Below are 23,435 nucleotides of genomic sequence, written 5' to 3'. Positions count from 1 at the left end.
AACATACTTATTTTAGGAAATAAGAGTTTACTGCATAAAGTATTTCTTCAATCTCTTTTCAATTTCTGGAAGTTGCATATAACTATCATGTTTTCTATCTTTAATCTCTTGAATACCTCTCTCAAGAATATCTTTCGCTTTATCTTCTTGCCCTGACATCATATAAAAATCACATACTTTTTCATAAAAAATAATTGGACTTCTTGTTGCATACTCCACCGCAGTATTCCAATCATCAATTTGCGAATAATATGGAATCCCAATATTTATTACATTACGTATAAACTCACTAAATTCCGCCCTACCACATTTCGAATTCGTGAGCTTCCAATACTGTGTACTCCTTGTCCACCCTGGAATATTCCACTCTGCATCTCCGGCTATTGAATTATTTACTAGCTTATTTCCCCATCGTTCTTTATACCATTTAGAATACTTTTTTGACGTAACACCCCACATAGTCCAAAACTCACAATAATCTTCAGAGTTCCATTTACTGAGTGAAAAACTAAAAGTTAGCTCAAAATCACCTTGTGTACGAGAAAATTTAGGTACACTCTTTGCATAACGGAAACCTAATTTTTGTAATTCATCCACTAAAAAATTTTCTATATATAAACTTAGTAGTTGTTTTGGCTTCATACTGTTCACCCTATTACATATTGTGAAATATAGAAAACGGCCACATATGTAGCCGTTTTAATGTACTAGTATACAACTATTTATGATACGGTTCCCCGCGATTAATACGAAAAGCCCTATACACTTGCTCAAGCAATACTAGACGCATTAATTGATGTGGTAATGTCATCTTTGAGAAAGACAGAGATTCATTTGAACGCTTCATTACTTCTGAGCTAAGTCCAAGTGATCCACCAATTACAAACGTTACTTTACTCTTTCCATATGTAGCAAGACGATCTAGACTTACCGCAAATTCTTCTGATGATTTTTGTTTTCCTTCTATTGCTAACGCAATAACGTGCGTATCGTCAGAAATTTTATCCAGTATACGTATGCCTTCTTTTTCTTTTACAATTAACATTTCTGCTTCACTTAAATTTTCTGGTGCCTTTTCATCTGGCAATTCAATTACTTCTACTTTTGCGTAAGAAGATAATCGTTTTAAGTATTCTGCTATACCTTGTTTTAAGTATTTTTCTTTTAATTTTCCGATTGAAATAATCGAGATATTCACATCTATTCCCCACCTTACAAACACGTTATCCACAGGACTTATCCACATATCCACAAATGTTACCCACATATTGTGTGAGAATCTGTGTTCGATACAACATATGTCGCCTCATTTTGACAAAATTCACATGTTTTTTTCTCTTCTTCAGAGTTATCCACATTGTTAATAACCGGCGCAACTTCACACTCATCCACAATGATATCTAATGCTAATTCAACATGTTCTAAACAACAAGGTAAATTCATATTCTTCACCTCACTTTTCTACAATAGAAAACAGGAGGTAGGCCCTCCTGTTTTCAATACTTTTGAATGCCTAATTTAATCGTTGTTGTCGCTCTTTTTGTACCACGATAAAACGTAAGAGTCATTTTATCATTAATTTTTTTATTATATAAGGCCGTGCGGAACCCAATAATATCGTTTACCGCTTTTCCATCTACCGCCACAATAACATCATGTTCTCGTAAACCAGCATCCGCGCCTGGTGAAGGACTTTTCACATCTAAAATGCAAACTCCCTCTGCTACATTACCTGGTAAATGTAATGTTTTGGACCAATAATAATTCGGGATCTCATTTAATGATCTAAGTTCAATTCCAACATAAGGTCTTTTTACTTGGCCGTACTTCTCCAGTTCATTCATAATTGGAACGGCTCTAGTAACCGGAATCGCTAGTCCAATTCCTTCTACTTCTTTTGCTGCAATTTTCATTGAGTTAATACCTATTAATTGTCCAGATACATTTACAAGCGCTCCACCACTATTACCTGGATTAATTGCCGCATCTGTTTGTAATACTTCTACTTGCCAATCGTAATGTCCATCTTGATCTAAATCTACAGGAACAATGCGCTCATTAGCCGAAATAATACCTTGTGTGACAGTTCCAGAAAATTGTAGCCCCAGTGGATTTCCAATCGCAATAACTGGTTCTCCTCTACGAACGGTATTAGAATCACCAATTTCAATCACTTTCTTCACATACTTTGCATCTATTTCTAGTACCGCTAAGTCTGTGACTACATCGGTTCCTAATACTTTACCGGGAACTTTCTTACCGTCACTTAAGCTAACTTCAATACGATTCGCTCCAGCGACAACGTGGTTATTTGTTACAATATACGCATGTCCATCTGTTCTCTTATAAATCACACCAGAGCCTGTACCAGCTTCCGAATCAGCCTCTGAAAAATCGTCTCGTTGAATATTAATAACACCCACAACAGCCTCCGAGGCACGATCAACAGCGTCTACAAAGCTAATTTGTTTAACAGACACATTTCCGCTTTGAGCTTCAGCCATATTTTTTTCACTCGCTTCAACTTGCGGAAGTTTACCTTCATGATTCGAAAATAAAGGTGCTCCAAATGCAAATAATGAAGCCCCTACAATTGTTCCCGCTATACTAGAAATAACAATACCTTTATGTTTCTTTTTCCCTGCACGTTTAATACGATATTTTTCTTCATCAATAAAGGACATATTTGTTCACCTATCTTCCTGAAAACAACTATATTCACCTTTATTGTTTACTAAAATGAAGAATTATACGTATTGAATTTTCGTAGGCATTTTTGGATCTGTATCATGTATTTCAAAGGATTCTCCAACCCCAAAACCTTTTTCTTCTAATACTTGTGATACAGACATACGCGCTAATTCTTTCATGTTATTATCTAAGCTTAAATGCGCTAAATAAATGTGTTTTGTCTCGTCTGTAATAACATCCGCCATCGCTAATGCAGCATCCTCATTACAAACGTGACCTACATCACTTAATATACGTCTTTTAATGCTCCATGGATAGCGTCCCATACGAAGCATTTCCACATCATGATTGCTTTCAAATACGAAAGCATTCGCTCCCTTAATAACACCTTTCATACGGTCACTTACGTATCCCGTATCTGTAATAAGAGCTAACTTTCTATTGTTGTTATGAAAAGCATAAAACATCGGTTCTGCCGCATCATGAGAAACACCAAATGATTCAACTTCAATATCCCCAAATGTTTTCACGTCTCCTACTGAAAAAATGAATTTTTGATCAGTTGGGATATTACCTATTAAATGTTCCATTGCATTCCATGTTTTCTCGTTCGCATAAACAGGTAAATCATATTTACGCGCCAATACACCTAATCCTTTAATGTGGTCACTATGCTCATGTGTTACAAGAATACCTGATATATCATTTATATTCAGTTCAGCTTGCTTAAATAAGGCCTCTGTAGCTTTACCACTTAAACCTGCATCGACAAGCAATTTTTTTTCATCTGTTCCTACATATAGCATATTCCCTGTACTTCCACTTGCAAGTACACTAAAGTGCATACTCATTCTTTCTCACTCCATTATGTTCTTCCGGCACTTGAGTTTCCCCTAATTCCATAACTTGTCCTTCAATTGCATTCACAAAATAGTCCTTTTTCTGCTCTGTCTTTAAGTTCCACGTTGGAGCAAGCACTTGTATATTAGAAGAAGATTCAGCTAGAGTCGCATATCCAATCTGCGCCTCTTTCACGTGCGTATTTTCTGCAATTTTATTTTTTACATATATATTTTCTAAAGCTGTTTGAGCAGTGATAATTTCTTGTTCTTTCGTTTTTTCACTTTCGCCCATTTCCTTCAAATCCGTTAACATTGTTTGTGTATACGAAACAAGCTCATTTTTTTCATTCAAATCTACAACGATCATTGCATGATTGTTGTAGAAAATCGGCTTCTCCTTATACTTTTGAAAGAAATAAATTTTTGAATCTTTCATTGCCCCAAACTCGTATTTCTGCCCATCAAGCACGTAGTTTTTTAAGAAATCATTATACTTGTCCTTTGATAACGATTTTGCATTTAAAAATGGTTCTTTCAACTTACTTTCTATCTTATATTCTTCTTGCAGATGCACTGTTTGATTTTTTAAAGACTGCACATCTTCTTCCTTAAAGCTTTTATTTTTCGCCATAATAAACGACTCTTTTTTCGGCTCCTTAGGAAAACTCCCCATAGTAATTTTAGACTCTTTTAATTGTTGATCAATTTTTGTTTCTGTCACAAGTTCCAATTGATTACTATCTTGCTTTTGAATGAACTGAAAGATAAGAAAGAGATCTAAAACAAAAAAGGTCACAATAAATATGGTTTTAATTCGATCCCAATCCATTTAGTCCCCCCTCACTCCATTCAAATATTTTTTGCTTACCATTTTCTTCACATTTTACATACCATATCGGCTTTAAAATAACGTTTTTTCCTTCGTTGATGGAATCTTCCAATGATAACTTATAACCAATTCCAACATCCTGAATTGAATTTTTATCAATTTGCGGATTATTCTCTAATGATGTCATCACTGTACGACCCGATGCAAGAGAAGTTGTTAGTTGTTTACTAGGTAATTTGAAACTTGGATCAAAAAGGGATCTTTCATACTGCATGATTTCACCCGAACCCCATGCTTGCTTTAATTCCGCCATTCCATCGCTATTAAATACAGGCAACCCATCCTCATATAAACGGAAGGACGTTTTCCCCTTATTAATATAATCAAAACGATAGAGTTTTAAGGCACCACTATGCCCACTTACAAAGTCAAAACTTTTTTGTAAAAGTGCTGCATTATCCATAGATTCATCACTATGTACAGCGGAGTTTTTGTATTTCAACATTGCATTTGACTGATCAATTTCCATAGAACGTATACCATCTGTAAATATTTTCTTTGATTTCTCAGAAATAGGGCTTAAATAACGCGGATCACTAAATAATGCATTTTTAAATGTATCCTCATCTAACCTAGATCCAAAATACTCTACCTCACTTAATTCCGTAATTCCATCTGGTAAGTACAGTTTTTTTCTATCACTTATTTGATATTCAAAATACGGTCTCGCTACTGTTATAAGTTGATTTTGAGCATTTATAACATCCTTTACATAAACACCACTCAATTTCGCTTCATATATTTTACGATAAGGATAAGTATCATAGGAAACAAAACTAATTTTAATTTCTTGGTCCTTACTTCGAGAAGGGTCAATTATAATACGATTGAAACTCCTATTACCTTCTATGTTTTTATCTTTAAAATTAAACATACTTTTAATCGTATCCAGTGGAATGTTTGTAGGAAAAACAAATTCGATTTTTTCTTCTCCATGTACATACGAAAGAAAATCACCTTTAGGAACTGTCCCTGTCACTTCCTTTAAATCATGTAACTCTCCATTTTCAAGAATTCTATAAATTAAATCCACATTACTCTTGTTTTCACTCACATAATGATTTTTCTCTTTATGAACAATGACAGAGGATGGGCGAACAACCTCCGAAAGTTTTATTGGATTTATCTCTTCATTACCTTGAACAAATTTTGCATTTTGTATCGAAGTAGAATCGGGGACATATGTCCATAAGTTAAAAGTAAGAAATAGGCTAATAACAACTAGATTAATTAAAACTATCGTTTTAAAGTTTTCCATACTCATTCCCAATCGTCCTCTTCATCAGTTGCCATTGGCAGTGTGAAATAAATAGTTGTTCCTTTTCCTTCCTCACTTTTCGCCCAAATCGAGCCGCCGTGTGCCTCAATCATTTCTTTCGCAATGGCTAATCCAAGACCTGTACCACCCATTTGTCTTGAGCGAGCTTTATCTACACGGTAAAAACGTTCAAATATTTTATCTACATTTTCCTTCGGAATACCCATTCCTTGATCACTCACACTAATTTCTAATAACTCACCGCGGTCACGCAGACGATATGTTACTGTGCCACCTTCTGGCGAATACTTTAATGCATTGGAAATAATGTTATATAAAACTTGTGTAATTTTGTCTGTATCCATATCAATAAATCGAGATTTTTTAGAGAAAGATCGTTTGAAGCTTACATTTTGCTCTTTCGACATTTCAAAGCGATCGATAACGTTATTAAAGAAATCAGTAAAGTCGACCCATTCCTTCATTAAGCGATGTTCTGTACTATCTAGTTTAGATAGTTGTAACAACGCATTTACAAGTCTAATCATTCTTTCTGTTTCTTCTTGTGTAACTGTTAAAAATTGCGGTGCGATATTCGGATCTTGCCATGCACCATCCGTAAGTGCTTCTAAGTAACTGCGCATTGTTGTTAACGGTGTTCTTAGCTCATGAGATACGTTCGCAACAAACTCACGACGCTCTCGCTCTATACGCTCCTGCTCCGTTACATCATATAATACAGCAATTAAACCATTCGCCTTCCCTGTTTCCTTTTGAATGACAGAGAAACTAGCACGTAAAATATATGGTTCATTCCTCGTACTAAAATCTAATAAAACTGAATCCGGTTCTTCATATAAATGATCCAGCGTAAATTCTTCTTGTATCCCTAACACTTCTAAGACAGATTGATCTAGTGCCGTTTCACGCGAAACATTTAACATTTTTTCCGCAGGATCATTTAATAAAATGATGTCACCTTTTCGATCAGTAGCAATTACTCCATCTGTCATATGTGATAAAACAGATGATAGTTTGCGCCTTTCACTCTCTGTTGAAGAACGGGCTTGTTGTAATTTTTTTGATAAATTATTGAAAGATAATGCTAGTTGTCCAATTTCATCATGGCTATGCACTTTTACTTTTCTCGAATAGTTTCCTTTTGCCATTTCAATTGCTTGTCTCCGCATATCTGAAATTGGTCTCGTAATTGTTTGAGCCAACAAAATCCCAAGTACAGCTGTTACTAATAAAGCAATTACTGTCCCCGTCGCGAAAATTCGGTTTATATCTTTCATTTGTTTATACACATCTTCCATAGATGCAACAATACGAATGACGCCAAGTACCTCTCCTTCTTGTTCTTTTAGAATAGGAGTAATCATCACTTGAACCCGATGACCTGTTTTCACGTCTTTCTCAACCTTTGACTCTGGTTTTTTTTGTACCATTACCCGTTGTACAGCTGTATCTGCTGACGTTCGTCCTACTTTATTTTGTTTAGACGCGTCTGAAATTGCCATTAATTTTTTAGTAGAATCAATTACGCTTATTTCTTGAATATCTCTCTTACGATCCGATGCAAGTTTTTGAATCGAATCATTAATAGCTTTATCTACTGATTCTGCTTTAGGACGTTCTTTTACAAACTCTTGCTTCAAGTTATAAGAAAGTAAATTTGTTTGCTGCGTTAAGGAATCTTGAAAACCTTTTACAAGGCTTTTTTCTAATTCCCTAACGAAATATACACCAATTACTTGCATTGCTATTAATATTAACAGCATATATATGAGCACAAATTTTAAATGAATAGATTGAAAAAAACCAACTTTCTTCATATACTATTCCTGTTCTGGGTCACGCAAGTAATACCCTACCCCACGTCTAGTTACAATTAAAGTAGGATGACTTGGATTATCTTCAATTTTTTCGCGTAAACGACGTACTGTTACGTCTACTGTACGTACATCTCCAAAATAATCATAACCCCAAACTGTTTGTAATAAATGTTCGCGAGTCATAACTTGACCTAAATGCTTCGCTAAATAATGTAGTAATTCAAATTCACGATGTGTAAGCTCAATGCTTTCTTCACGCTTCGTTACACTATAAGCATTTGGATTGATGACGATTGGTCCAATAACCATTTCAGTATTTTCTTCTTTCTCTGCAGCACCACCCTGCTGATGACGACGTAAATTCGCCTTCACGCGGGCAAGTAACTCTCTCGTACTAAAGGGCTTCGTTACATAATCATCCGCCCCAAGCTCAAGCCCTAATACTTTATCAATTTCAGAGTCTTTTGCTGTAAGCATAATAATTGGCATTTCTGAGCTTTTACGTATTTCACGACATACCTCTAAGCCGTCTTTTCCCGGTAACATAATATCTAATAAAACCATATCTGGCTGCTCTTCATTTGCTTTTTCAATCGCCTCATCACCATCATGCGCCATTACAATTTCAAAACCTTCTTTTTCTAGGTTGAACTTCAAAATATCCGCAATCGGTTTTTCATCATCAACTACTAAAATTTTCTTTCCCATCATCGTCTATTTCCTCCTTATAAAAATATGGTCAATAATCCCTAAACACATTGACGTTTATATAGTATGTCCCTATATGACCGCACCCTTGGTTTAAGTATTTTCTCCTCTATTCTCATAGACTCATGTATCATCCACTTTTACACGGAATCCTATACGATCTATAGAAAAACCTCTAGCTTCAACTGCTAGAGGCTCCTCATTCTATTGTAAAATAACTACCCACTTTTGTAAAACTGGACAAAATAAAAAGGATATTAAGTGGGCCCACTTAATATCCTGAGAGTGGCTCGGGACGGAATCGAACCGCCGACACGAGGATTTTCAGTCCTCTGCTCTACCGACTGAGCTACCGAGCCAAAACTATATATAAAACCACTAATGGTGGTATAAACAAAAGTGGCGGTCCCGACCGGGGTCGAACCGGCGATCTCCTGCGTGACAGGCAGGCATGTTAACCACTACACCACGGGACCAAAAATGAACATAAAAAAACATGACCCGTACGGGATTCGAACCCGTGTTACCGCCGTGAAAGGGCGGTGTCTTAACCACTTGACCAACGGGCCACGAAAAACAAAATGGTGAGCCATGAAGGATTCGAACCTTCGACCCTCTGATTAAAAGTCAGATGCTCTACCAACTGAGCTAATGGCTCATACTCACCAACGTCATATTTTCGTGACGACAAGATGTATCATAACATATTATCTTTTATTTTTGCAATACCTTTTTTTATTTTTTTATAAAAGATAAGAAAAAACTCATGAGAGCATGAGTTTTTTCTTACAAAAATCAATTTCTTATATCAATTAAGCTTCGTATACATTACGAACGATATTTGTTTGATTACGATCTGGTCCAACCGAGAACATAGATAATTGGATTCCTGTTAATTCAGAAACACGCTCTACGTATTTTCTTGCATTTTCAGGAAGTTCGTCTAATGATTTTACACCAGTAATATCTTCTTCCCAACCTGGAAGCTCTTCATATACAGGCTCACATTTCGCTAAGATGTTTAAGTTTGCTGGAACTTCATCGATAACTTCGCCATTGTATTTGTAAGCAACACAAATTTTAAGAGTTGGAATACCTGTTAGAACGTCGATAGAATTTAATGATAAATCCGTTAAACCACTAACACGACGTGCATGTCTTACAACAACGCTATCGAACCAACCTACGCGGCGTGGACGACCAGTTGTCGTTCCATACTCACGACCAACTTCACGAATTTGGTGACCAATTTCATCATGAAGCTCGGTAGGGAATGGACCATCACCTACACGACTTGTATATGCTTTACATACACCTACAACGCGAGTAACTTTCGCAGGACCAACTCCAGTTCCAACTGTTACACCACCAGCAATCGGGTTAGAAGATGTAACGAATGGGTACGTACCGTGGTCAATATCAAGCATAACACCTTGTGCACCTTCAAATAATACACGGTGATTGTTATCTAGTGCATCATTTAATACAACAGATGTGTCGCATACATATTGTGCGATTTGTTGTCCATATTCGAAGTACTCTTCAAAGATTTCTTCTACGCTGAAACCTTCTGTGTCGTACATTTTTTCAAATAAACGATTTTTCTCTACTAAATTGCGCTCAAGCTTCTCTTTAAATGCTTCACGGTCTAAAAGATCAGCCATACGGATACCAATACGAGCAGCTTTATCCATATATGCAGGACCGATACCTTTTTTCGTTGTACCGATTTTGTTATCACCTTTACTAGCTTCTTCTAACTCATCTTGTTTTAAGTGATAAGGTAAAATAACGTGTGCACGGTTACTTACACGTAAATTATCAGTACTTACACCACGATCGTGTAAGTATTTTAACTCTTCAAGTAATGCTTTCGGATCTACTACTAAGCCGTTTCCGATTACACAAATTTTCTCTTTATAGAAAATACCAGATGGAATTAAGTGTAATTTATATTTAACTCCGCCGAAAACAATTGTATGTCCCGCGTTATTTCCACCTTGATATCTTGCAACTACTTCCGCATGCTCAGAAAGAAAATCAGTGATTTTACCTTTTCCTTCGTCGCCCCATTGTGTTCCTACAACTACTACTGAAGACATTATTAAAGCACCTCCGCGATTTTCAAACGATCTATTCAAACAATATAATTGTACCAAAACCGAAAAAGAAGTCAACCAAAAAGCGAACATTTTTTTAATAAAATTCATTTTCGTTCGTAAGAATTATATTTTCACATTATGAAAGCCTTATCTTTCCTATATAAAAAAAGAAACACATCTTATTATAAGAAATGTGTTTCTTTTTTATACTGCCTTTATGCCCCATCTTCAAAGCGTCGTTCTAAGTTGACGAATTTATTAAATTCCTTAACAAACGCAAGCTCTACTGAACCTACGGGACCATTACGCTGCTTTGCAATAATAATTTCAATGGTGTTTTTATTTTCCGTTTCTCGGTCATAGTAATCTTCACGATATAGGAAAGCTACAATATCCGCATCCTGCTCGATACTTCCCGATTCACGAATATCAGACATCATTGGACGTTTATCTTGACGAGATTCTACACCACGAGATAACTGCGATAAGGCAATAACAGGCACTTGCAATTCACGTGCAATCCCTTTTAATGTACGAGAAATCTCAGATACTTCCTGCTGACGGTTTTCTCCTGATTTCCCGCTACCTTGAATAAGCTGCAAATAGTCAATTAAGACCATACCAAGACCTTGTTCTTGCTTTAACCTACGACATTTTGCTCGAATCTCATTTACTTTAATCCCTGGTGTATCATCAATATATATACCAGCATTAGAAAGGCTACCCATCGCCATCGTTAATTTTGCCCAATCATCAGAAGTTAATGAACCGGTACGAAGTCTTTGTGCATCAATATTTCCTTCTGCACAAAGCATACGCATAACAAGCTGATCAGAGCCCATCTCTAGACTGAAGATCGCTACATTTTCATCCGTTTTTGTCGCTACGTTTTGTGCGATATTTAATGAAAATGCAGTTTTCCCTACCGATGGACGTGCCGCCACAATGATTAAATCATTTCGCTGGAAACCTGCGGTCATCTTATCTAATTCAGTAAATCCAGTTGGTATTCCCGTAACTTCACCTTTTTGATTATGCAAAAGTTCAATTTTATCATAAGCATCTACAAGAACATCTTTAATGTTTTGAAATGCTTTTGCATTTGTTTGATGAGATACTTCTAATATTTTTTTCTCAGCCTCATTTAAAAGGCCGTCCACATCATCTTCTCTCTCGTATCCATCCGATACAATATGAGTCGCCGTTCGAATTAAACGACGTAAAAGCGCCTTTTCAGCGATGATGCGTGCATAATATTCTACGTTAGCAGCTGTTGGAACAACTTCTGCTAACTCTGCTAGATAAGAAACCCCACCAACTTCTTCTAGTAATCCTTGATCAGCCATCGCTGATGTCATTATTACTAAGTCAATTGGTTCTCCCTTATCAGACAACCCAAGCATGACTTCAAAAATCTTTTGATGTTTCGTTCGATAAAATGAGTCAGGTACCAATAGTTCCGATGCTGACGTTAACGCATCCTGATCAATTAATATGGCACCTAAGACTGCCTGCTCAGCTTCTATATTATGCGGAGGGGTACGATCAGCCATTACATCACTCATGCGCAATCCTCCTTATTTAATTTATTTTTATTGTTCACTAACATGAACTTTTACTTTTGCTGTTACTTGCGGATGCAATTTCACAGTCACATTTGTATAGCCTAATGCACGGATTGCATCATCCATTTCAAATTTACGTTTATCAAGTTTGATTTTGTGTGATTTTTGCATTGCGTCTACGATTTGTTTGCTTGTGATAGAACCAAATAAACGGCCACCTTCTCCAGATTTTGCCTTCAGTTCCACAGTTAAATTCTCTAAAGTTTCTTTCAGCTCTTTTGCATTCTCAAGCTCTGCAGCTGCATCTTTTTCTTCTTTACGCTTTTGAGCTTCTAAAGTTTTCATACTGCTGTTTGTTGCTTCGGCAGCTAATCCTTGTTTTAATAAGAAATTATTTGCATAACCGTCTGGTACGTTTTTTATTTCTCCTTTTTTCCCTTTACCTTTTACGTCTTTTAGAAAAATTACTTTCATGATTGTGTGCCTCCCTGTAAATAGTCATCAATTACAAATTGAAGCTTCTCCTCAGCTTCATCTACTGTAACATTTTTCATTTGTGTGGCTGCATTTGTCAAATGCCCGCCACCTCCTAAATTCTCCATGATTAGCTGTACATTCAATTCACCTAAAGACCTACCGCTAATTCCAATGAAATTCTCTCCACGTTTTGCAATAACAAATGATGCAATGATACCTGTCATCGTCAATAACGTATCCGCTGATTGTGCAATAAGCACCTGATCATAATAATCATCACTATCAACTTTAGCAATCGCAATTCCATTTTTATAAATGTACGCATTTTTAATCGCTTTTGCAACTCGTAAATACTGATTCATGTCTTCTTTTAAAAGCTCTTGTACAAGTACAGTGTCTGCACCATGCGAGCGTAAATAAGAAGCTGCATCAAATGTGCGAGCGCCTGTACGGAATGTAAAACTTTTCGTATCAACAATAATACCAGCTAACAATGCCGTCGCTTCTAACATTGTCATCTTTAAATTTTTCGGTTGATACTCAAGTAATTCTGTCACAAGCTCTGCTGTTGAAGAAGCATACGGTTCCATATAAACAAGCAATGGATCTTCAATGAAATCTTCCCCGCGGCGATGATGGTCAATAACCACTACATTTTCAATCTTATGTAGCAGTTTTTCCTCCATCACCATCGAAGGTTTATGCGTATCAACAACAACAAGTAATGAATCATCATTTGCAAATTCCATCGCTTGCCCTGGTGTAATAAAGTGTGACCATAACTCTTCATTTTGTTTCACTTTATCCATCAAACGTTTGATTCCTTTATCCGAATCATTTTCGTCTAATACAATATATCCTTTGCGCTCATTTAATTGCGCTACCTTTAAAATACCAATCGCTGCACCAATCGCATCCATATCAGGAGCTCTATGCCCCATTATAATGACATTACTGCTTTCTAATACTAAATCCTTTAACGCATGCGAAATAACTCTAGCACGTACACGAGTACGCTTTTCGACCGGATTCGTTTTACCGCCGTAAAATTTAACTTTACCTGTCGCTTGTTTAATAGCTACTTGATCTCCACCACGTCCAAGCGCAAGGTCTAAACCAGATTGAGCCATCGCTCCAAGCTCTGATAAAGGCATATCACCTGACCCGACACCTACACTTAATGTAAGTGGTATATTCCTTTTGGATGTTTCTTCACGCACTTGATCTAAAATGCTAAACTTACCTTTCTCCATTTGCGCTAAAATACTTTCATTTAGTACAACGAAGAACCTCTCTGAAGATGCACGTTTTAAATAAGCGCCATACTTAACAGCCCATTCATTTAGACGTGACGTGACAAGGCTTGTTATATTCGTACGTAATTGATCATCTAATCCTTGTGTAACTTCATCATAATTATCTAAATAAATAACGGCTAAAACCGTACGCTGATCCTCATACATTTTTTCAATCTCTGTTTGCTCAGTTACATCAAAAAAATAAATTAGTTTTTCTTCTTTCCTTACGAAAACACGGAACTTTCGACTATTTAAAGATACTATATCGTCCGAAGTCTCTCCTTTAATAAAAAGGAGTAATGTTTCTGATACATCGTACAGATGCCACCCAGCTAATGCGTGTTGCCCCAAACATGAAGACAAGTAAGGATTTGCCCAATCAATCCCATACTCTTTATTGTATAACAATATACCGATTGGCATCTGGTTGAATGCTTCGTTACTCACTTTTTTTACCCTAGTAATCATATCTGTCGTATACTTTTCAAAATTCCTTTGAAAGTTAAGTTCGAATCGTATAACTAAAAAGAACACGATGCTAAAAATAAAAAAGGCGGCTATCCCCATAATTAAGTGAAAATAACAAAGAATCGAGATTAGCACCAAAACAAAAAATGCCAATACGTAAACAGGATATAAAAACCACTGTTTCTTATAAAATTCAGGCATGTATACAACTCCTATAACGTAAAACCAACTTGATTTCTAGTTAGTTAAACAGATTAAACACCTTAAAATAGCATAAAAATGCTATTTTACCCCTTTGTTTTTCATTGCATTTTAGAACGCAATGAAATCCCTAAATCAATTATACCTAAGATTGTCACAAGAGGAAACAGCATTGGAATAAACATACATACGATAAAACTAATAATAGGAACGCCTTTCGTAAAACCTTTTTTGTGTGCTAAAAAAGTGATAAACGTTAATCCTTGCAATACAAGTAGCAAGGCAAAGATTACATATAGATTAGAAAATACCATATGCAAATATGATGTTGGTTCAACTTTCATGAAAGTTGATAGCAAAATAAATATGACGTAATACCAGACAATACTCTTTGGCAATTGTATATCTTTAAATTTAGGCCAAGGTGTCGCGTCGTACTTTAACTTTCTCAAAACACTACCTGATATTATCACTGTGATCCAAGAAAAACATACAGAAACTAGCACAAGTATACTTGGAAATAACGTTTGTAATATATCATTCATTTGTGCAAATAACTCTTTTTGTTCTTTACTAACTGGCATACCAGCCGCATTTGCTATTTTTTCACTTTGCGCGATGCTTTCACTAAACATATTTTGCATTTGCTTCATTAAATCTATGTTAAAGAACTTTATACTTCCCACATAAATGAACATCATACCAATTAAATATGCAAGTGTTCCAGCTATCAATATCTCCACTGGTTTTTTCCCTTTTTTATACATATATCCTAATACAACACCTATTAATCCAAACATCACTGTCTTTATGAGACTAATCGGTTGACTCACGATAACTGTAACAAAAAGCGCCGCTACAAAAATTACGAGCACATTAGATAGTTTATGTCTTACTGTTAATAATATAAATGGTAACGGCAACGCAAATATTGCAACTGTGCCTAAAATCGGAACATACATAGATATAAGCAATAAAATTGAATATATTGCCAATAATGCTGCACCCTCAGTAATAAATTTCGTACTTTTCATCATCTAACCTCTCTTTCAAAAAGAAAAGCATAGCAAAATGCACAGTAGAGTCCGACTCTACTGTGCATTTCATACGCTATTATTCACCAACATATGGTAAAAGTGCCATTTGACGAGCACGTTTAATTGCAACTGTAAGTTTGCGTTGGTATTTCGCGCTTGTTCCTGTTACACGACGAGGTAAAATTTTACCACGCTCAGAAACGAAACGTTTTAATAAATCAACATCTTTATAGTCAATGCGAGTGATGCCGTTAGATGTGAAGAAACACACCTTACGACGCTTCGCACGTCCACCTTTGCGTCCTGCCATGTCTATTCCCTCCATTCTTTGTTAAAAATAGCCGATTCATACCATTAAAATGGTAAATCGTCGTCCGAAATGTCAATCGGTTGACCAACATTCGAAAATGGATCGTCATTCTTCGTAAATCCAGAGTTACCTTGATTACCTTGGTTGCCTGAATTACTAGATTGACCAAATGGGTTAGAGCTTTGGTTACCGAAACCAGCTCCTGATGGTTGCTGATTGAATGAACCACGTTGCTCCCCACCGCCATTACGCGGCTCTAAAAATTGTACGCTCTCCGCAAGAACTTCTGTTACATATACACGTTTACCATCTTGTCCATCGTAATTACGAGTTTGAAGACGTCCGTCTACGCCTGCTAAGCTACCTTTTTTCAAATAATTTGCCACGTTTTCTGCTTGTTTACGCCATATTACACAATTAATAAAGTCAGCTTCACGCTCACCTTGTTGATTCGCAAATGCGCGATTCACAGCTAACGTAAAAGTAGCTACTGCAACACCATTGGGCGTGTAACGTAAGTCAGGGTCCTTAGTTAAACGACCAACGAGGATAACACGATTCATCAATCGAACCACTCTCCCTTATATATCAATTATTTTTCTTCTTCTTTAACAACGATATGACGAAGGATATCTTCGTTGATCTTAGCTAAACGATCGAATTCGTTAATCGCCTCTGAGTTAGAGTTCACGTTTAAGATCATGTAGAAACCTTCACGTAAGTCGTTGATTTCGTAAGCTAAACGACGCTTACCCCACTCTTTCGTGTTAATGATTTCTGCACCATTGTTTGTTAAAACACCTGCAAAACGTTCAACTAAAGCTTTTTGAGCTTCTTCTTCAACGCCAGGACGAATGATGTACATAATTTCGTACTTTCTCATTACACTTTCACCTCCTTTTGGTCTAAACGGCCCATAATGGGCAAGGAGCAATTAATTTATAGTAATTACTCACGAGTTTAGATTATATCATAGTAAGTTATATGAATCAACTCACCAATACGTAAAAAACTTGGCAAACACATAATATATTTGCCAAGTTCATATCTTTATTTTTCCTAGGAAATATTAAATTAAACGTTAAAGCGGAAGTGCATAACATCTCCGTCTTTTACGATATACTCTTTTCCTTCTAAACGTACTTTTCCAGCTTCTTTTGCAGCTGTCATAGAACCGTTTGTCATTAAATCATCATAAGAAACTGTTTCTGCGCGAATAAATCCACGCTCAAAGTCTGTATGAATTACGCCAGCACATTGTGGTGCTTTCATACCTTGTTTAAACGTCCATGCACGCACTTCTTGCACACCAGCTGTGAAGTAAGTAGCAAGTCCTAATAAATCATATGCAGCACGAATTAATTGATCTAAACCAGATTCTTCAATGCCTAGTTCTTCAAGGAATACTTTTTTCTCTTCCTCGTCTAGCTCAGCGATTTCTTCTTCAATTTTTGCACATACAACGATTACTTGAGAATTTTCATTTGCAGCAAATTCTTTTACCATTTGTACGTATTTATTTTCAGAAGGATCCATAATATCATCTTCACTTACGTTGGCTACGTATAGCATTTCTTTCGTTGTAAGTAAATGAAGGCCTTTAACAATCTTCATTTGCTCTTCTGTAAATTCAACAGTACGAGCTGGTTTTCCCTCTTCAAAAGCTTCTTTTAAACGAACTAAAATTTCATGCTCATATACAGCTTCTTTATCTTTTTGTCTTGCTAACTTCGCAACACGCTCGATACGTTTATCAACAGACTCTAAGTCTGCTAAGATTAGCTCTAAGTTGATTGTTTCAATATCATCAATTGGATCTACTTTTCCTGAAACGTGCGTAATATTTTCATCTTCAAAACAACGAACAACTTGGCAAATTGCATCTACTTGGCGAATGTGAGATAAGAATTTATTTCCTAATCCTTCACCTTTACTTGCACCTTTTACGATACCTGCAATATCAGTAAATTCGAATACAGTTGGAACAGTTTTTTTCGGTTCTACTAATTCCGTTAATTTATTTAAACGCTCATCTGGTACTTCTACAATCCCTACGTTTGGGTCAATTGTACAGAATGGATAGTTCGCAGATTCTGCTCCTGCTTGTGTAATTGCATTAAATAAAGTGGACTTTCCTACGTTAGGTAATCCAACAATCCCAGCCGTTAATCCCATATTTTTCACTCCTATGTCTCAATCTTTCATCATTATAGATAGTAACGAAAAAAATGACAAGTTTCCTCCAAATGAAAAAAAGTAACAATTGCCCACTGCAACTGTTACTTTCTCTCTATTCTTCATGCTTCACAAGTATTTTTTTCACCTTACGATCGAACTCTCTTCGAGGAATCATCACTGAATGGTCACATCCCTCGCACTTAATGCGGATATCCATTCCCATACGAATAATTTTCCAACGATTCTCACCACATGGGTGGGCTTTCTTCATTTCCACAACATCGTACAAGTTATATTGCTTTTGCTCCACTCTCCAAACCCCTCTCCATACTAAATTGCTTTTCCACTAACCAATTCTTCACGATTATATAAAACCATACGTGGATATGGAATTTCAATTCCATGTAAATCCAGACGAGTTTTAATCTCTTTACGAAGAGCTCTTGCAATAACTGCATGTTGCATCGGCTCCACTTCAGCAATAACACGTAATATAACTTCTGATGCAGCTAATGTTTGTACACCTAACAATTGAGGCGTTGTTACCATCTTCTCGTACTTTGCAGGTAATTCTACTAATAAATCTTCAATTACTTGCTCCGCTTTTGCTATATCGGCCTCATACGAAATAGATACATCAACGAATGCTACACTATTACTAACTGAAAAATTAGTAACTTGAATAATACTTCCGTTTGGTAAAGTATGAATTTCCCCTGTCCAACTCTTTAGTTTCGTTGTACGAAGTCCAATTTCTAAAACAACTCCCTCAAACTGACCAATTCTTACATAGTCACCAACGGAAAACTGATCTTCTAGCAAAATAAATAGTCCTGTAATGACATCTTTCACTAAACTTTGAGCACCAAATCCGACTGCTAAACCAATGACCCCGGCACCAGCTAATAGACCTGATGCATTAATATTGAACACGCCTAAAATCGCAATCAACATAATAAACATAACAACGTATGCCACAATATTTTCAAGTAACTTCGCTACTGTAACTGTACGACGTTCTGAAATTTGAATTGGCGAACGACTTCCCATGCGAAACGCATTTCGTACAATTGCCCTTGCAACTCGCACAATGATTGCACCAAGTATTAAAATAACGACTATTTGTAGTGATTTCACACCTATATTCGCCCAATCAATGGACTCAAACCATTTCAACGCTAAATCCATGTACCTCTACCTCTCCAGCTAAAATTTCTTTTTAGTTATCCTTCTCATTGTATCAGAAGTCTCTTTGATTTCTGAAATAATTTTATGACTTTAATTCCATTCCTTAACTTCCATTCAGGTATAAAATGGAGCGAATATATATATACTAGTACTATTATTTCCGTTTTTATTAACACTTTGCAAAAATATGCACTTATAGTCTTTCATTTTACTCACCATATAACGTATTTTAAAAATTTATTAAAAGGATGGATGCTTCATGAATATTGGAAGTTTTCGCTTACCTTTTTTTGAAAAAGAAACTCAAAATGTTATGCACCAAGACTTAGAAGCCTCCGAGACAATCAGTAATTTCCTACTTTCCCATATCCCTATTAGAACTAATACACCACTTATTCTCGTTTGTATTGGGACGGATCGTTCCACCGGTGACGCACTCGGTCCATTAGTCGGTACAAAACTGGAACAAGTAGAAATTAAAAACTTCCAAGTATTCGGCACACTAGATGAACCAATACATGCGTTAAATTTAGAAGAGAAAATTCAGAATATACAGAAAGGTAATCCTACTTCTTTTATAATTGCTGTTGATGCATGCTTAGGAAAATCTCAAAGTATCGGTTCAATCACTACTGGAAAGGGACCTAGTAAACCTGGAGCTGCGATGAATAAGAAATTACCTGCAGTTGGTGATTTGCATATACATGGCATCGTCAATCTAAATGGTTTTATGGAGTTTTTCGTTCTTCAAAATACAAGGTTAAGTTTAGTTATGAAAATGGCTGATGTAATCGCACAAAGTATCAAAGAAACGGACCAAAAATTATCTGCGTTAAAAAAAAGCAAACCATCTCTAAATAATAAGATGGTTTGCTTTTTAGTTTTTCTGTGATAATAATTCTAAAATACGATTTAAATCTTCTTTATTGAAAAATTCAATTTCAATTTTACCTTTTTCTTTTTTTGTTTCTTTAATTTTTACATCTGTACCAAACTTTTCTCTTAAGAACGTTTCGCGCTCTACGAAGAATATATTTCGCTCTTTTTTTATCTGTTTTGTTTCACGTGAAACGCTTTGATTAATCTCCTGGACAATTTTTTCTAATTGGCGAACATTTAATCCTTCTTTTTCGATCCGTTTCAATAAAGACTTCAGCTGTTCTTCATCTTTTATCGTAAGTAAGGTTCTACCGTGAGCCATTGAAAGTTGACCATTTGCAATCATATCTTGTACGAACGAAGGGAGGCTTAATAACCGAGTATAATTTGCAATGTAAGGTCTGCTTTTACCAAGACGTTTCGCTAATTGTTCTTGCGTTACATTTAGCTCATTCATTAACATCTGATATGCCATTGCCTCTTCCATAGGATTTAAATCTTCTCGTTGTAAGTTTTCAAGCAAAGCAAATTCCATCATTTGCTGCTCGTTTAATTGCCTTACAACAGCAGGCACCTTTTCAAGTCCAGCCTCTTTAGCGGCACGATATCTTCTTTCACCTGCAACAATTTCATATCCCTTAATACTCTTTCTAGCGATTAATGGTTGCAATATGCCATGTTCTTTAATAGAAGCCGCCAATTCCTGAATTGCTTCTTTATTGAAATGCTTACGTGGTTGATATGGATTCGGCCTTAATTCAGTTACTATAATCTCCTGAATTGTTTCTTCTTCCTTCACATCCAAATCAGGAAAAAACACATTAATCCCTCTTCCTAATCCTTTAGCCACCTGCAATCACTTCCTCTGCTAAATCTATATATACTTCTGCTCCTCTTGATTTAGCGTCATACTGCATAATCGGTTTCCCATGACTTGGCGCCTCACTTAAGCGCACATTTCGAGGAATAATCGAACGATATACTTTATCCCTAAAGTATTTTTTTACCTCATCTATAACTTGAATCCCTAAATTTGTACGGGCATCCAACATCGTTAACAATACACCTTGGATTGCTAAATTTTTATTTAAATGTTTTTGCACAAGTCGAACTGTATTTAATAGCTGACTTAATCCTTCTAGTGCGTAATATTCACACTGGACAGGAATAATAACTGAATCTGCTGCTGTTAATGCATTAATCGTTAATAACCCTAAGGATGGGGGACAGTCGATAATAATATAATCATATTCATCACGAATTGGCTGTAATGCCCTTTGCAAACGTACTTCCCGGGAAATAGTCGGTACCAATTCAATTTCAGCACCGGCCAATTGAATTGTAGCGGGTAGAACATCTAAGTTTTCAGTTGCGGTTTTCCGTATAACTCCTTGAACATCTGCATCTTCCACCAGAACATTATAAATACATTGATCTAATTCGGATTTTTCAATTCCCACACCAGTCGTGGCATTTCCTTGAGCATCAATGTCTACGAGAAGGACCTTTTTACCTACTTGTGCCAATCCAGCCCCTAAATTAACAGATGTTGTTGTTTTTCCAACACCACCTTTTTGATTAGCAATAGCAATGATTTTTCCCATGATGTCACCTACTTTCAACCTTTCTATCTTATTCTAGTAACAATTACGTTTATTGTAACATGAAATAAAAGCTTTTCTTTTACGTCCTTATTAAACTTCAAAATTTATTTCTAAACTCCTTCTTCATTAACAAGAAAATATAGTAAAAGAGACCTCTCCAATAGGATAAGGTCTCTAACACACCATTATTATTTTTTCTTCGGAATTTTAATCGTAATTTGATAGTACTCATCAAATTCTTCTTCCTCAGAATTAACATTTAAACCACTATTAGCAACCATTTGTAATGACTGCCTAATTGTATTCATAGCAATTCTCGTATCTCTACTTACTGCTTTTTGCTTTGCTTTACGCTTCGGTTTTGCTTCCTCTAGTAATTTTGCAATTCGTTCTTCTGTTTGTTTTACATTCAGTTGTTTTTCCACAATTTCCTGTAAAACCTTCAGTTGTAATTCCTCATTTTTTAAAGGAATGAGAGCGCGAGCGTGACGTTCTGTAATACTTTTTTCTAATAACGCACTTTTTATTTCTTCAGGCAACTTTAACAATCGCAACTTATTTGCGATTGTGGATTGCCCTTTTCCAAGTCGTTGTGCCAGTGCTTCTTGTGTTAAATTATGTAACTCAATCAGCTTTTGATATGCCACAGCTTCCTCGATTGCTGTTAATTCCTCACGTTGCAAATTTTCAATTAGCGCTACAGAAGCTGTCTCTGTATCATTTAAGTTCTTTATAATTGCAGGAACCTTTTCCCACCCTAACTTCGTTGCTGCGCGGAAACGCCTTTCTCCAGCAATAATCTCGTACTTATCGTCCTCATATTGCCTCACGACAATCGGCTGGATAAGCCCGTGAGTACGAATCGTTAATGCTAATTCCTCGATTCGTGCATCATCGAAAACTGTTCGTGGTTGATAACGGTTAGGGGTAATATTTACTATCGGGATTTCTTGTATTTCCTCATATACCTTTTTATCTATTTCTTCATGGCTTTCCTCTTGTAATTCGAATTCGCTCTCTTTATCTCCAAAGCCAAATAAACGAGAAAACGTATTTTTCATACATATTCCACCACCTTTTAGGCCTATTGACTATTCTCCATAAAATGTTTCCTATGAAACATTTACGTTTTCATTTATATAATTCAAACTTACGTCTAATAAGATTTATTTTTCAATAGGTAATTTATTGGGTGTTCCCGGTTTGCGTGGATATTTCTTTGGTGTCTTGCGCTTTTTCTCGATTAATAAAATATTACGTTCACTTTCCTCAAACGGTAATTGGAACGTAGACATTTCTTTTAATTCCCCGCCTAGCACCTCTAAAGCATACTTACCATTTTCAATTTCTTCGTTCGCTGCAGCACCTTTCATTGCAATAAATGTTCCTCCAACTTTTACAAGTGGTAAACATAGCTCACTTAATACAGAAAGACGCGCAACTGCACGTGCCATTACAATATCGTATGATTCACGTACACCTTCTTTTTTCCCAAATGTTTCAGCACGATCATGACAAAAGGCAACATCACTTAACTCTAATTTTTGCGCTAAGTGATTTAAGAAATTAATACGTTTTTGTAATGAATCTACAATTGTTACTTTTAAATGTGGGAAACAGATTTTCAGCGGGATACTTGGGAATCCAGCTCCTGCGCCAACATCACAAATAGAGAATGGTTTCGAAAAATCATAATAAAAAGCAGCTGTAATAGAATCAAAAAAGTGTTTTAAGTATACTTCTTCCTTCTCCGTAATAGCTGTTAAATTCATTTTTTCATTCCACTCTACTAACGTTTCAAAGTAGATTTTGAACTGCTCTAATTGTCTAGAAGAGAGGGTGATACCCTTCTCTTCTAGCATAGATTGAAATTGTTCTATGTTCATCTAGCAATATCTCCTT

The 23,435-nt window shown here is 36.1% G+C and carries 24 protein-coding genes, 4 tRNA genes and 1 pseudogene; 1 reads left to right on the top strand and 28 read right to left on the bottom strand.

Annotation, left to right across the window (positions count from 1 at the left end; all coding sequences use genetic code 11):
* Nucleotides 1-27: 27 nt before the first annotated feature.
* The 24 genes from CDB3_RS00590 to CDB3_RS00475 form a co-directional block, all read right to left on the bottom strand.
* Nucleotides 28-642 (bottom strand): DUF4304 domain-containing protein, encoded by a 615-nt coding sequence (locus tag CDB3_RS00590; protein ID WP_128853203.1) that lies wholly within the window; start codon nt 640-642, stop codon nt 28-30.
* Nucleotides 643-718: 76 nt separating this feature from the next.
* Entirely contained in the window at nt 719-1,198 is a 480-nt protein-coding gene (rlmH, locus tag CDB3_RS00585) for a 23S rRNA (pseudouridine(1915)-N(3))-methyltransferase RlmH (protein WP_001027006.1), read from the bottom strand.
* A gap of 59 nt (nt 1,199-1,257) precedes the next feature.
* On the bottom strand, nt 1,258-1,443 hold the full coding sequence (locus CDB3_RS00580; protein ID WP_001052825.1) for a CxxH/CxxC protein: 186 nt from the start codon (nt 1,441-1,443) through the stop codon (nt 1,258-1,260).
* Nucleotides 1,444-1,496: 53 nt separating this feature from the next.
* Nucleotides 1,497-2,684 (bottom strand): S1C family serine protease, encoded by a 1,188-nt coding sequence (locus tag CDB3_RS00575; RefSeq protein WP_128853202.1) that lies wholly within the window; start codon nt 2,682-2,684, stop codon nt 1,497-1,499.
* A 63-nt stretch (nt 2,685-2,747) separates the two neighbouring features.
* On the bottom strand, nt 2,748-3,542 hold the full coding sequence (locus CDB3_RS00570; protein WP_000061686.1) for an MBL fold metallo-hydrolase: 795 nt from the start codon (nt 3,540-3,542) through the stop codon (nt 2,748-2,750).
* Nucleotides 3,526-4,362 (bottom strand): two-component system regulatory protein YycI, encoded by an 837-nt coding sequence (locus tag CDB3_RS00565; protein ID WP_128853201.1) that lies wholly within the window; start codon nt 4,360-4,362, stop codon nt 3,526-3,528. The genes CDB3_RS00570 and CDB3_RS00565 overlap by 17 nt, the downstream gene beginning before the upstream one ends.
* On the bottom strand, nt 4,343-5,686 hold the full coding sequence (locus CDB3_RS00560) for a YycH family regulatory protein (RefSeq protein WP_128853200.1): 1,344 nt from the start codon (nt 5,684-5,686) through the stop codon (nt 4,343-4,345). The genes CDB3_RS00565 and CDB3_RS00560 overlap by 20 nt, the downstream gene beginning before the upstream one ends.
* Nucleotides 5,683-7,518: a cell wall metabolism sensor histidine kinase WalK gene (gene walK / locus CDB3_RS00555; protein WP_128853199.1), complete on the bottom strand. Its 1,836-nt coding sequence runs from the start codon at nt 7,516-7,518 to the stop codon at nt 5,683-5,685. Before walK ends, CDB3_RS00560 begins: the two co-directional genes overlap by 4 nt.
* Before the next feature lie 3 nt (nt 7,519-7,521).
* Entirely contained in the window at nt 7,522-8,229 is a 708-nt protein-coding gene (walR, locus tag CDB3_RS00550; RefSeq protein WP_002174499.1) for a cell wall metabolism DNA-binding response regulator WalR, read from the bottom strand.
* Nucleotides 8,230-8,512: 283 nt separating this feature from the next.
* Nucleotides 8,513-8,585 (bottom strand) — tRNA-Phe (locus CDB3_RS00545).
* 41 nt (nt 8,586-8,626) lie between these two features.
* A tRNA-Asp gene (locus CDB3_RS00540) sits at nt 8,627-8,702 on the bottom strand.
* A 21-nt stretch (nt 8,703-8,723) separates the two neighbouring features.
* Nucleotides 8,724-8,795, bottom strand: a tRNA-Glu gene (locus CDB3_RS00535).
* A gap of 13 nt (nt 8,796-8,808) precedes the next feature.
* A tRNA-Lys gene (locus CDB3_RS00530) sits at nt 8,809-8,884 on the bottom strand.
* A gap of 154 nt (nt 8,885-9,038) precedes the next feature.
* On the bottom strand, nt 9,039-10,328 hold the full coding sequence (locus CDB3_RS00525) for an adenylosuccinate synthase (protein ID WP_000100227.1): 1,290 nt from the start codon (nt 10,326-10,328) through the stop codon (nt 9,039-9,041).
* 215 nt (nt 10,329-10,543) lie between these two features.
* Entirely contained in the window at nt 10,544-11,893 is a 1,350-nt protein-coding gene (gene dnaB / locus CDB3_RS00520) for a replicative DNA helicase (RefSeq protein ID WP_001286241.1), read from the bottom strand.
* A gap of 27 nt (nt 11,894-11,920) precedes the next feature.
* A complete protein-coding gene (gene rplI, locus CDB3_RS00515) occupies nt 11,921-12,367 on the bottom strand; it encodes a 50S ribosomal protein L9 (RefSeq protein WP_128853198.1) in 447 nt (148 codons plus the stop codon).
* The gene (locus CDB3_RS00510) at nt 12,364-14,337 is read right to left on the bottom strand and encodes a DHH family phosphoesterase (protein ID WP_071744216.1); all 1,974 of its coding nucleotides are present in this window, start codon (nt 14,335-14,337) and stop codon (nt 12,364-12,366) included. The genes rplI and CDB3_RS00510 overlap by 4 nt, the downstream gene beginning before the upstream one ends.
* A gap of 101 nt (nt 14,338-14,438) precedes the next feature.
* Complete coding sequence (locus CDB3_RS00505; protein WP_128853208.1) at nt 14,439-15,371, bottom strand: YybS family protein; 933 nt, start codon at nt 15,369-15,371, stop codon at nt 14,439-14,441.
* 79 nt (nt 15,372-15,450) lie between these two features.
* Nucleotides 15,451-15,684 carry a 30S ribosomal protein S18 gene (gene rpsR / locus CDB3_RS00500; protein WP_000918874.1) on the bottom strand — a complete coding sequence of 78 codons (234 nt, stop codon included), beginning with the start codon at nt 15,682-15,684 and terminating at the stop codon, nt 15,451-15,453.
* Nucleotides 15,685-15,728: 44 nt separating this feature from the next.
* Complete coding sequence (gene ssb, locus CDB3_RS00495; RefSeq protein ID WP_000981963.1) at nt 15,729-16,250, bottom strand: single-stranded DNA-binding protein; 522 nt, start codon at nt 16,248-16,250, stop codon at nt 15,729-15,731.
* A gap of 26 nt (nt 16,251-16,276) precedes the next feature.
* Nucleotides 16,277-16,567: a 30S ribosomal protein S6 gene (gene rpsF, locus CDB3_RS00490; protein ID WP_001233782.1), complete on the bottom strand. Its 291-nt coding sequence runs from the start codon at nt 16,565-16,567 to the stop codon at nt 16,277-16,279.
* A 191-nt stretch (nt 16,568-16,758) separates the two neighbouring features.
* The gene (gene ychF, locus CDB3_RS00485; protein ID WP_000524661.1) at nt 16,759-17,859 is read right to left on the bottom strand and encodes a redox-regulated ATPase YchF; all 1,101 of its coding nucleotides are present in this window, start codon (nt 17,857-17,859) and stop codon (nt 16,759-16,761) included.
* Between the two features lie 115 nt (nt 17,860-17,974).
* The gene (locus tag CDB3_RS00480) at nt 17,975-18,172 is read right to left on the bottom strand and encodes a DUF951 domain-containing protein (RefSeq protein WP_000436051.1); all 198 of its coding nucleotides are present in this window, start codon (nt 18,170-18,172) and stop codon (nt 17,975-17,977) included.
* Nucleotides 18,173-18,192: 20 nt separating this feature from the next.
* Nucleotides 18,193-19,050, bottom strand: a complete 858-nt coding sequence (locus CDB3_RS00475; RefSeq protein WP_128853197.1) for a mechanosensitive ion channel family protein — start codon at nt 19,048-19,050, stop codon at nt 18,193-18,195.
* 259 nt (nt 19,051-19,309) lie between these two features.
* Between CDB3_RS00475 and yyaC the strand changes: the two are divergent.
* Nucleotides 19,310-19,907 (top strand): annotated as a pseudogene (yyaC, locus tag CDB3_RS00470) (spore protease YyaC).
* Nucleotides 19,908-19,927: 20 nt separating this feature from the next.
* Here yyaC and spo0J read toward each other — a convergent pair.
* From spo0J to rsmG, 4 genes are all read right to left on the bottom strand, one after another.
* Nucleotides 19,928-20,779 carry a stage 0 sporulation protein Spo0J gene (gene spo0J, locus CDB3_RS00465; protein ID WP_083596240.1) on the bottom strand — a complete coding sequence of 284 codons (852 nt, stop codon included), beginning with the start codon at nt 20,777-20,779 and terminating at the stop codon, nt 19,928-19,930.
* A complete protein-coding gene (gene soj, locus CDB3_RS00460; protein WP_002174509.1) occupies nt 20,772-21,533 on the bottom strand; it encodes a sporulation initiation inhibitor protein Soj in 762 nt (253 codons plus the stop codon). Before soj ends, spo0J begins: the two co-directional genes overlap by 8 nt.
* A 188-nt stretch (nt 21,534-21,721) precedes the next feature.
* Nucleotides 21,722-22,594 carry a nucleoid occlusion protein gene (gene noc / locus CDB3_RS00455; RefSeq protein WP_071744222.1) on the bottom strand — a complete coding sequence of 291 codons (873 nt, stop codon included), beginning with the start codon at nt 22,592-22,594 and terminating at the stop codon, nt 21,722-21,724.
* A 105-nt stretch (nt 22,595-22,699) separates the two neighbouring features.
* Nucleotides 22,700-23,419 (bottom strand): 16S rRNA (guanine(527)-N(7))-methyltransferase RsmG, encoded by a 720-nt coding sequence (gene rsmG / locus CDB3_RS00450; protein ID WP_001019628.1) that lies wholly within the window; start codon nt 23,417-23,419, stop codon nt 22,700-22,702.
* Nucleotides 23,420-23,435 lie beyond the last annotated feature (16 nt).

This window comes from Bacillus sp. CDB3, assembly GCF_002081505.1.
GTDB lineage: Bacteria > Bacillota > Bacilli > Bacillales > Bacillaceae_G > Bacillus_A > Bacillus_A cereus_AT.
The sequence above is the reverse complement of the archived record's forward strand: the minus strand, read 5'-3'. Positions and strand labels throughout refer to the sequence as shown.

What these genes read in the sequence shown, in the direction of transcription:
- CDB3_RS00590 (WP_128853203.1), bottom strand. Translation starts at nt 642, where the DNA reads ATGAAGCCAAAACAACTACTAAGTTTATATATAGAAAATTTTTTAGTG.
- CDB3_RS00580 (WP_001052825.1), bottom strand. Translation starts at nt 1,443, where the DNA reads ATGAATTTACCTTGTTGTTTAGAACATGTTGAATTAGCATTAGATATC.
- CDB3_RS00575 (WP_128853202.1), bottom strand. Translation starts at nt 2,684, where the DNA reads ATGTCCTTTATTGATGAAGAAAAATATCGTATTAAACGTGCAGGGAAA.
- CDB3_RS00570 (WP_000061686.1), bottom strand. Translation starts at nt 3,542, where the DNA reads ATGAGTATGCACTTTAGTGTACTTGCAAGTGGAAGTACAGGGAATATG.
- CDB3_RS00565 (WP_128853201.1), bottom strand. Translation starts at nt 4,362, where the DNA reads ATGGATTGGGATCGAATTAAAACCATATTTATTGTGACCTTTTTTGTT.
- CDB3_RS00560 (WP_128853200.1), bottom strand. Translation starts at nt 5,686, where the DNA reads ATGAGTATGGAAAACTTTAAAACGATAGTTTTAATTAATCTAGTTGTT.
- walK (WP_128853199.1), bottom strand. Translation starts at nt 7,518, where the DNA reads ATGAAGAAAGTTGGTTTTTTTCAATCTATTCATTTAAAATTTGTGCTC.
- walR (WP_002174499.1), bottom strand. Translation starts at nt 8,229, where the DNA reads ATGATGGGAAAGAAAATTTTAGTAGTTGATGATGAAAAACCGATTGCG.
- CDB3_RS00525 (WP_000100227.1), bottom strand. Translation starts at nt 10,328, where the DNA reads ATGTCTTCAGTAGTAGTTGTAGGAACACAATGGGGCGACGAAGGAAAA.
- dnaB (WP_001286241.1), bottom strand. Translation starts at nt 11,893, where the DNA reads ATGAGTGATGTAATGGCTGATCGTACCCCTCCGCATAATATAGAAGCT.
- rplI (WP_128853198.1), bottom strand. Translation starts at nt 12,367, where the DNA reads ATGAAAGTAATTTTTCTAAAAGACGTAAAAGGTAAAGGGAAAAAAGGA.
- CDB3_RS00510 (WP_071744216.1), bottom strand. Translation starts at nt 14,337, where the DNA reads ATGCCTGAATTTTATAAGAAACAGTGGTTTTTATATCCTGTTTACGTA.
- CDB3_RS00505 (WP_128853208.1), bottom strand. Translation starts at nt 15,371, where the DNA reads ATGAAAAGTACGAAATTTATTACTGAGGGTGCAGCATTATTGGCAATA.
- rpsR (WP_000918874.1), bottom strand. Translation starts at nt 15,684, where the DNA reads ATGGCAGGACGCAAAGGTGGACGTGCGAAGCGTCGTAAGGTGTGTTTC.
- rpsF (WP_001233782.1), bottom strand. Translation starts at nt 16,567, where the DNA reads ATGAGAAAGTACGAAATTATGTACATCATTCGTCCTGGCGTTGAAGAA.
- ychF (WP_000524661.1), bottom strand. Translation starts at nt 17,859, where the DNA reads ATGGGATTAACGGCTGGGATTGTTGGATTACCTAACGTAGGAAAGTCC.
- CDB3_RS00475 (WP_128853197.1), bottom strand. Translation starts at nt 19,050, where the DNA reads ATGGATTTAGCGTTGAAATGGTTTGAGTCCATTGATTGGGCGAATATA.
- soj (WP_002174509.1), bottom strand. Translation starts at nt 21,533, where the DNA reads ATGGGAAAAATCATTGCTATTGCTAATCAAAAAGGTGGTGTTGGAAAA.
- noc (WP_071744222.1), bottom strand. Translation starts at nt 22,594, where the DNA reads ATGAAAAATACGTTTTCTCGTTTATTTGGCTTTGGAGATAAAGAGAGC.
- rsmG (WP_001019628.1), bottom strand. Translation starts at nt 23,419, where the DNA reads ATGAACATAGAACAATTTCAATCTATGCTAGAAGAGAAGGGTATCACC.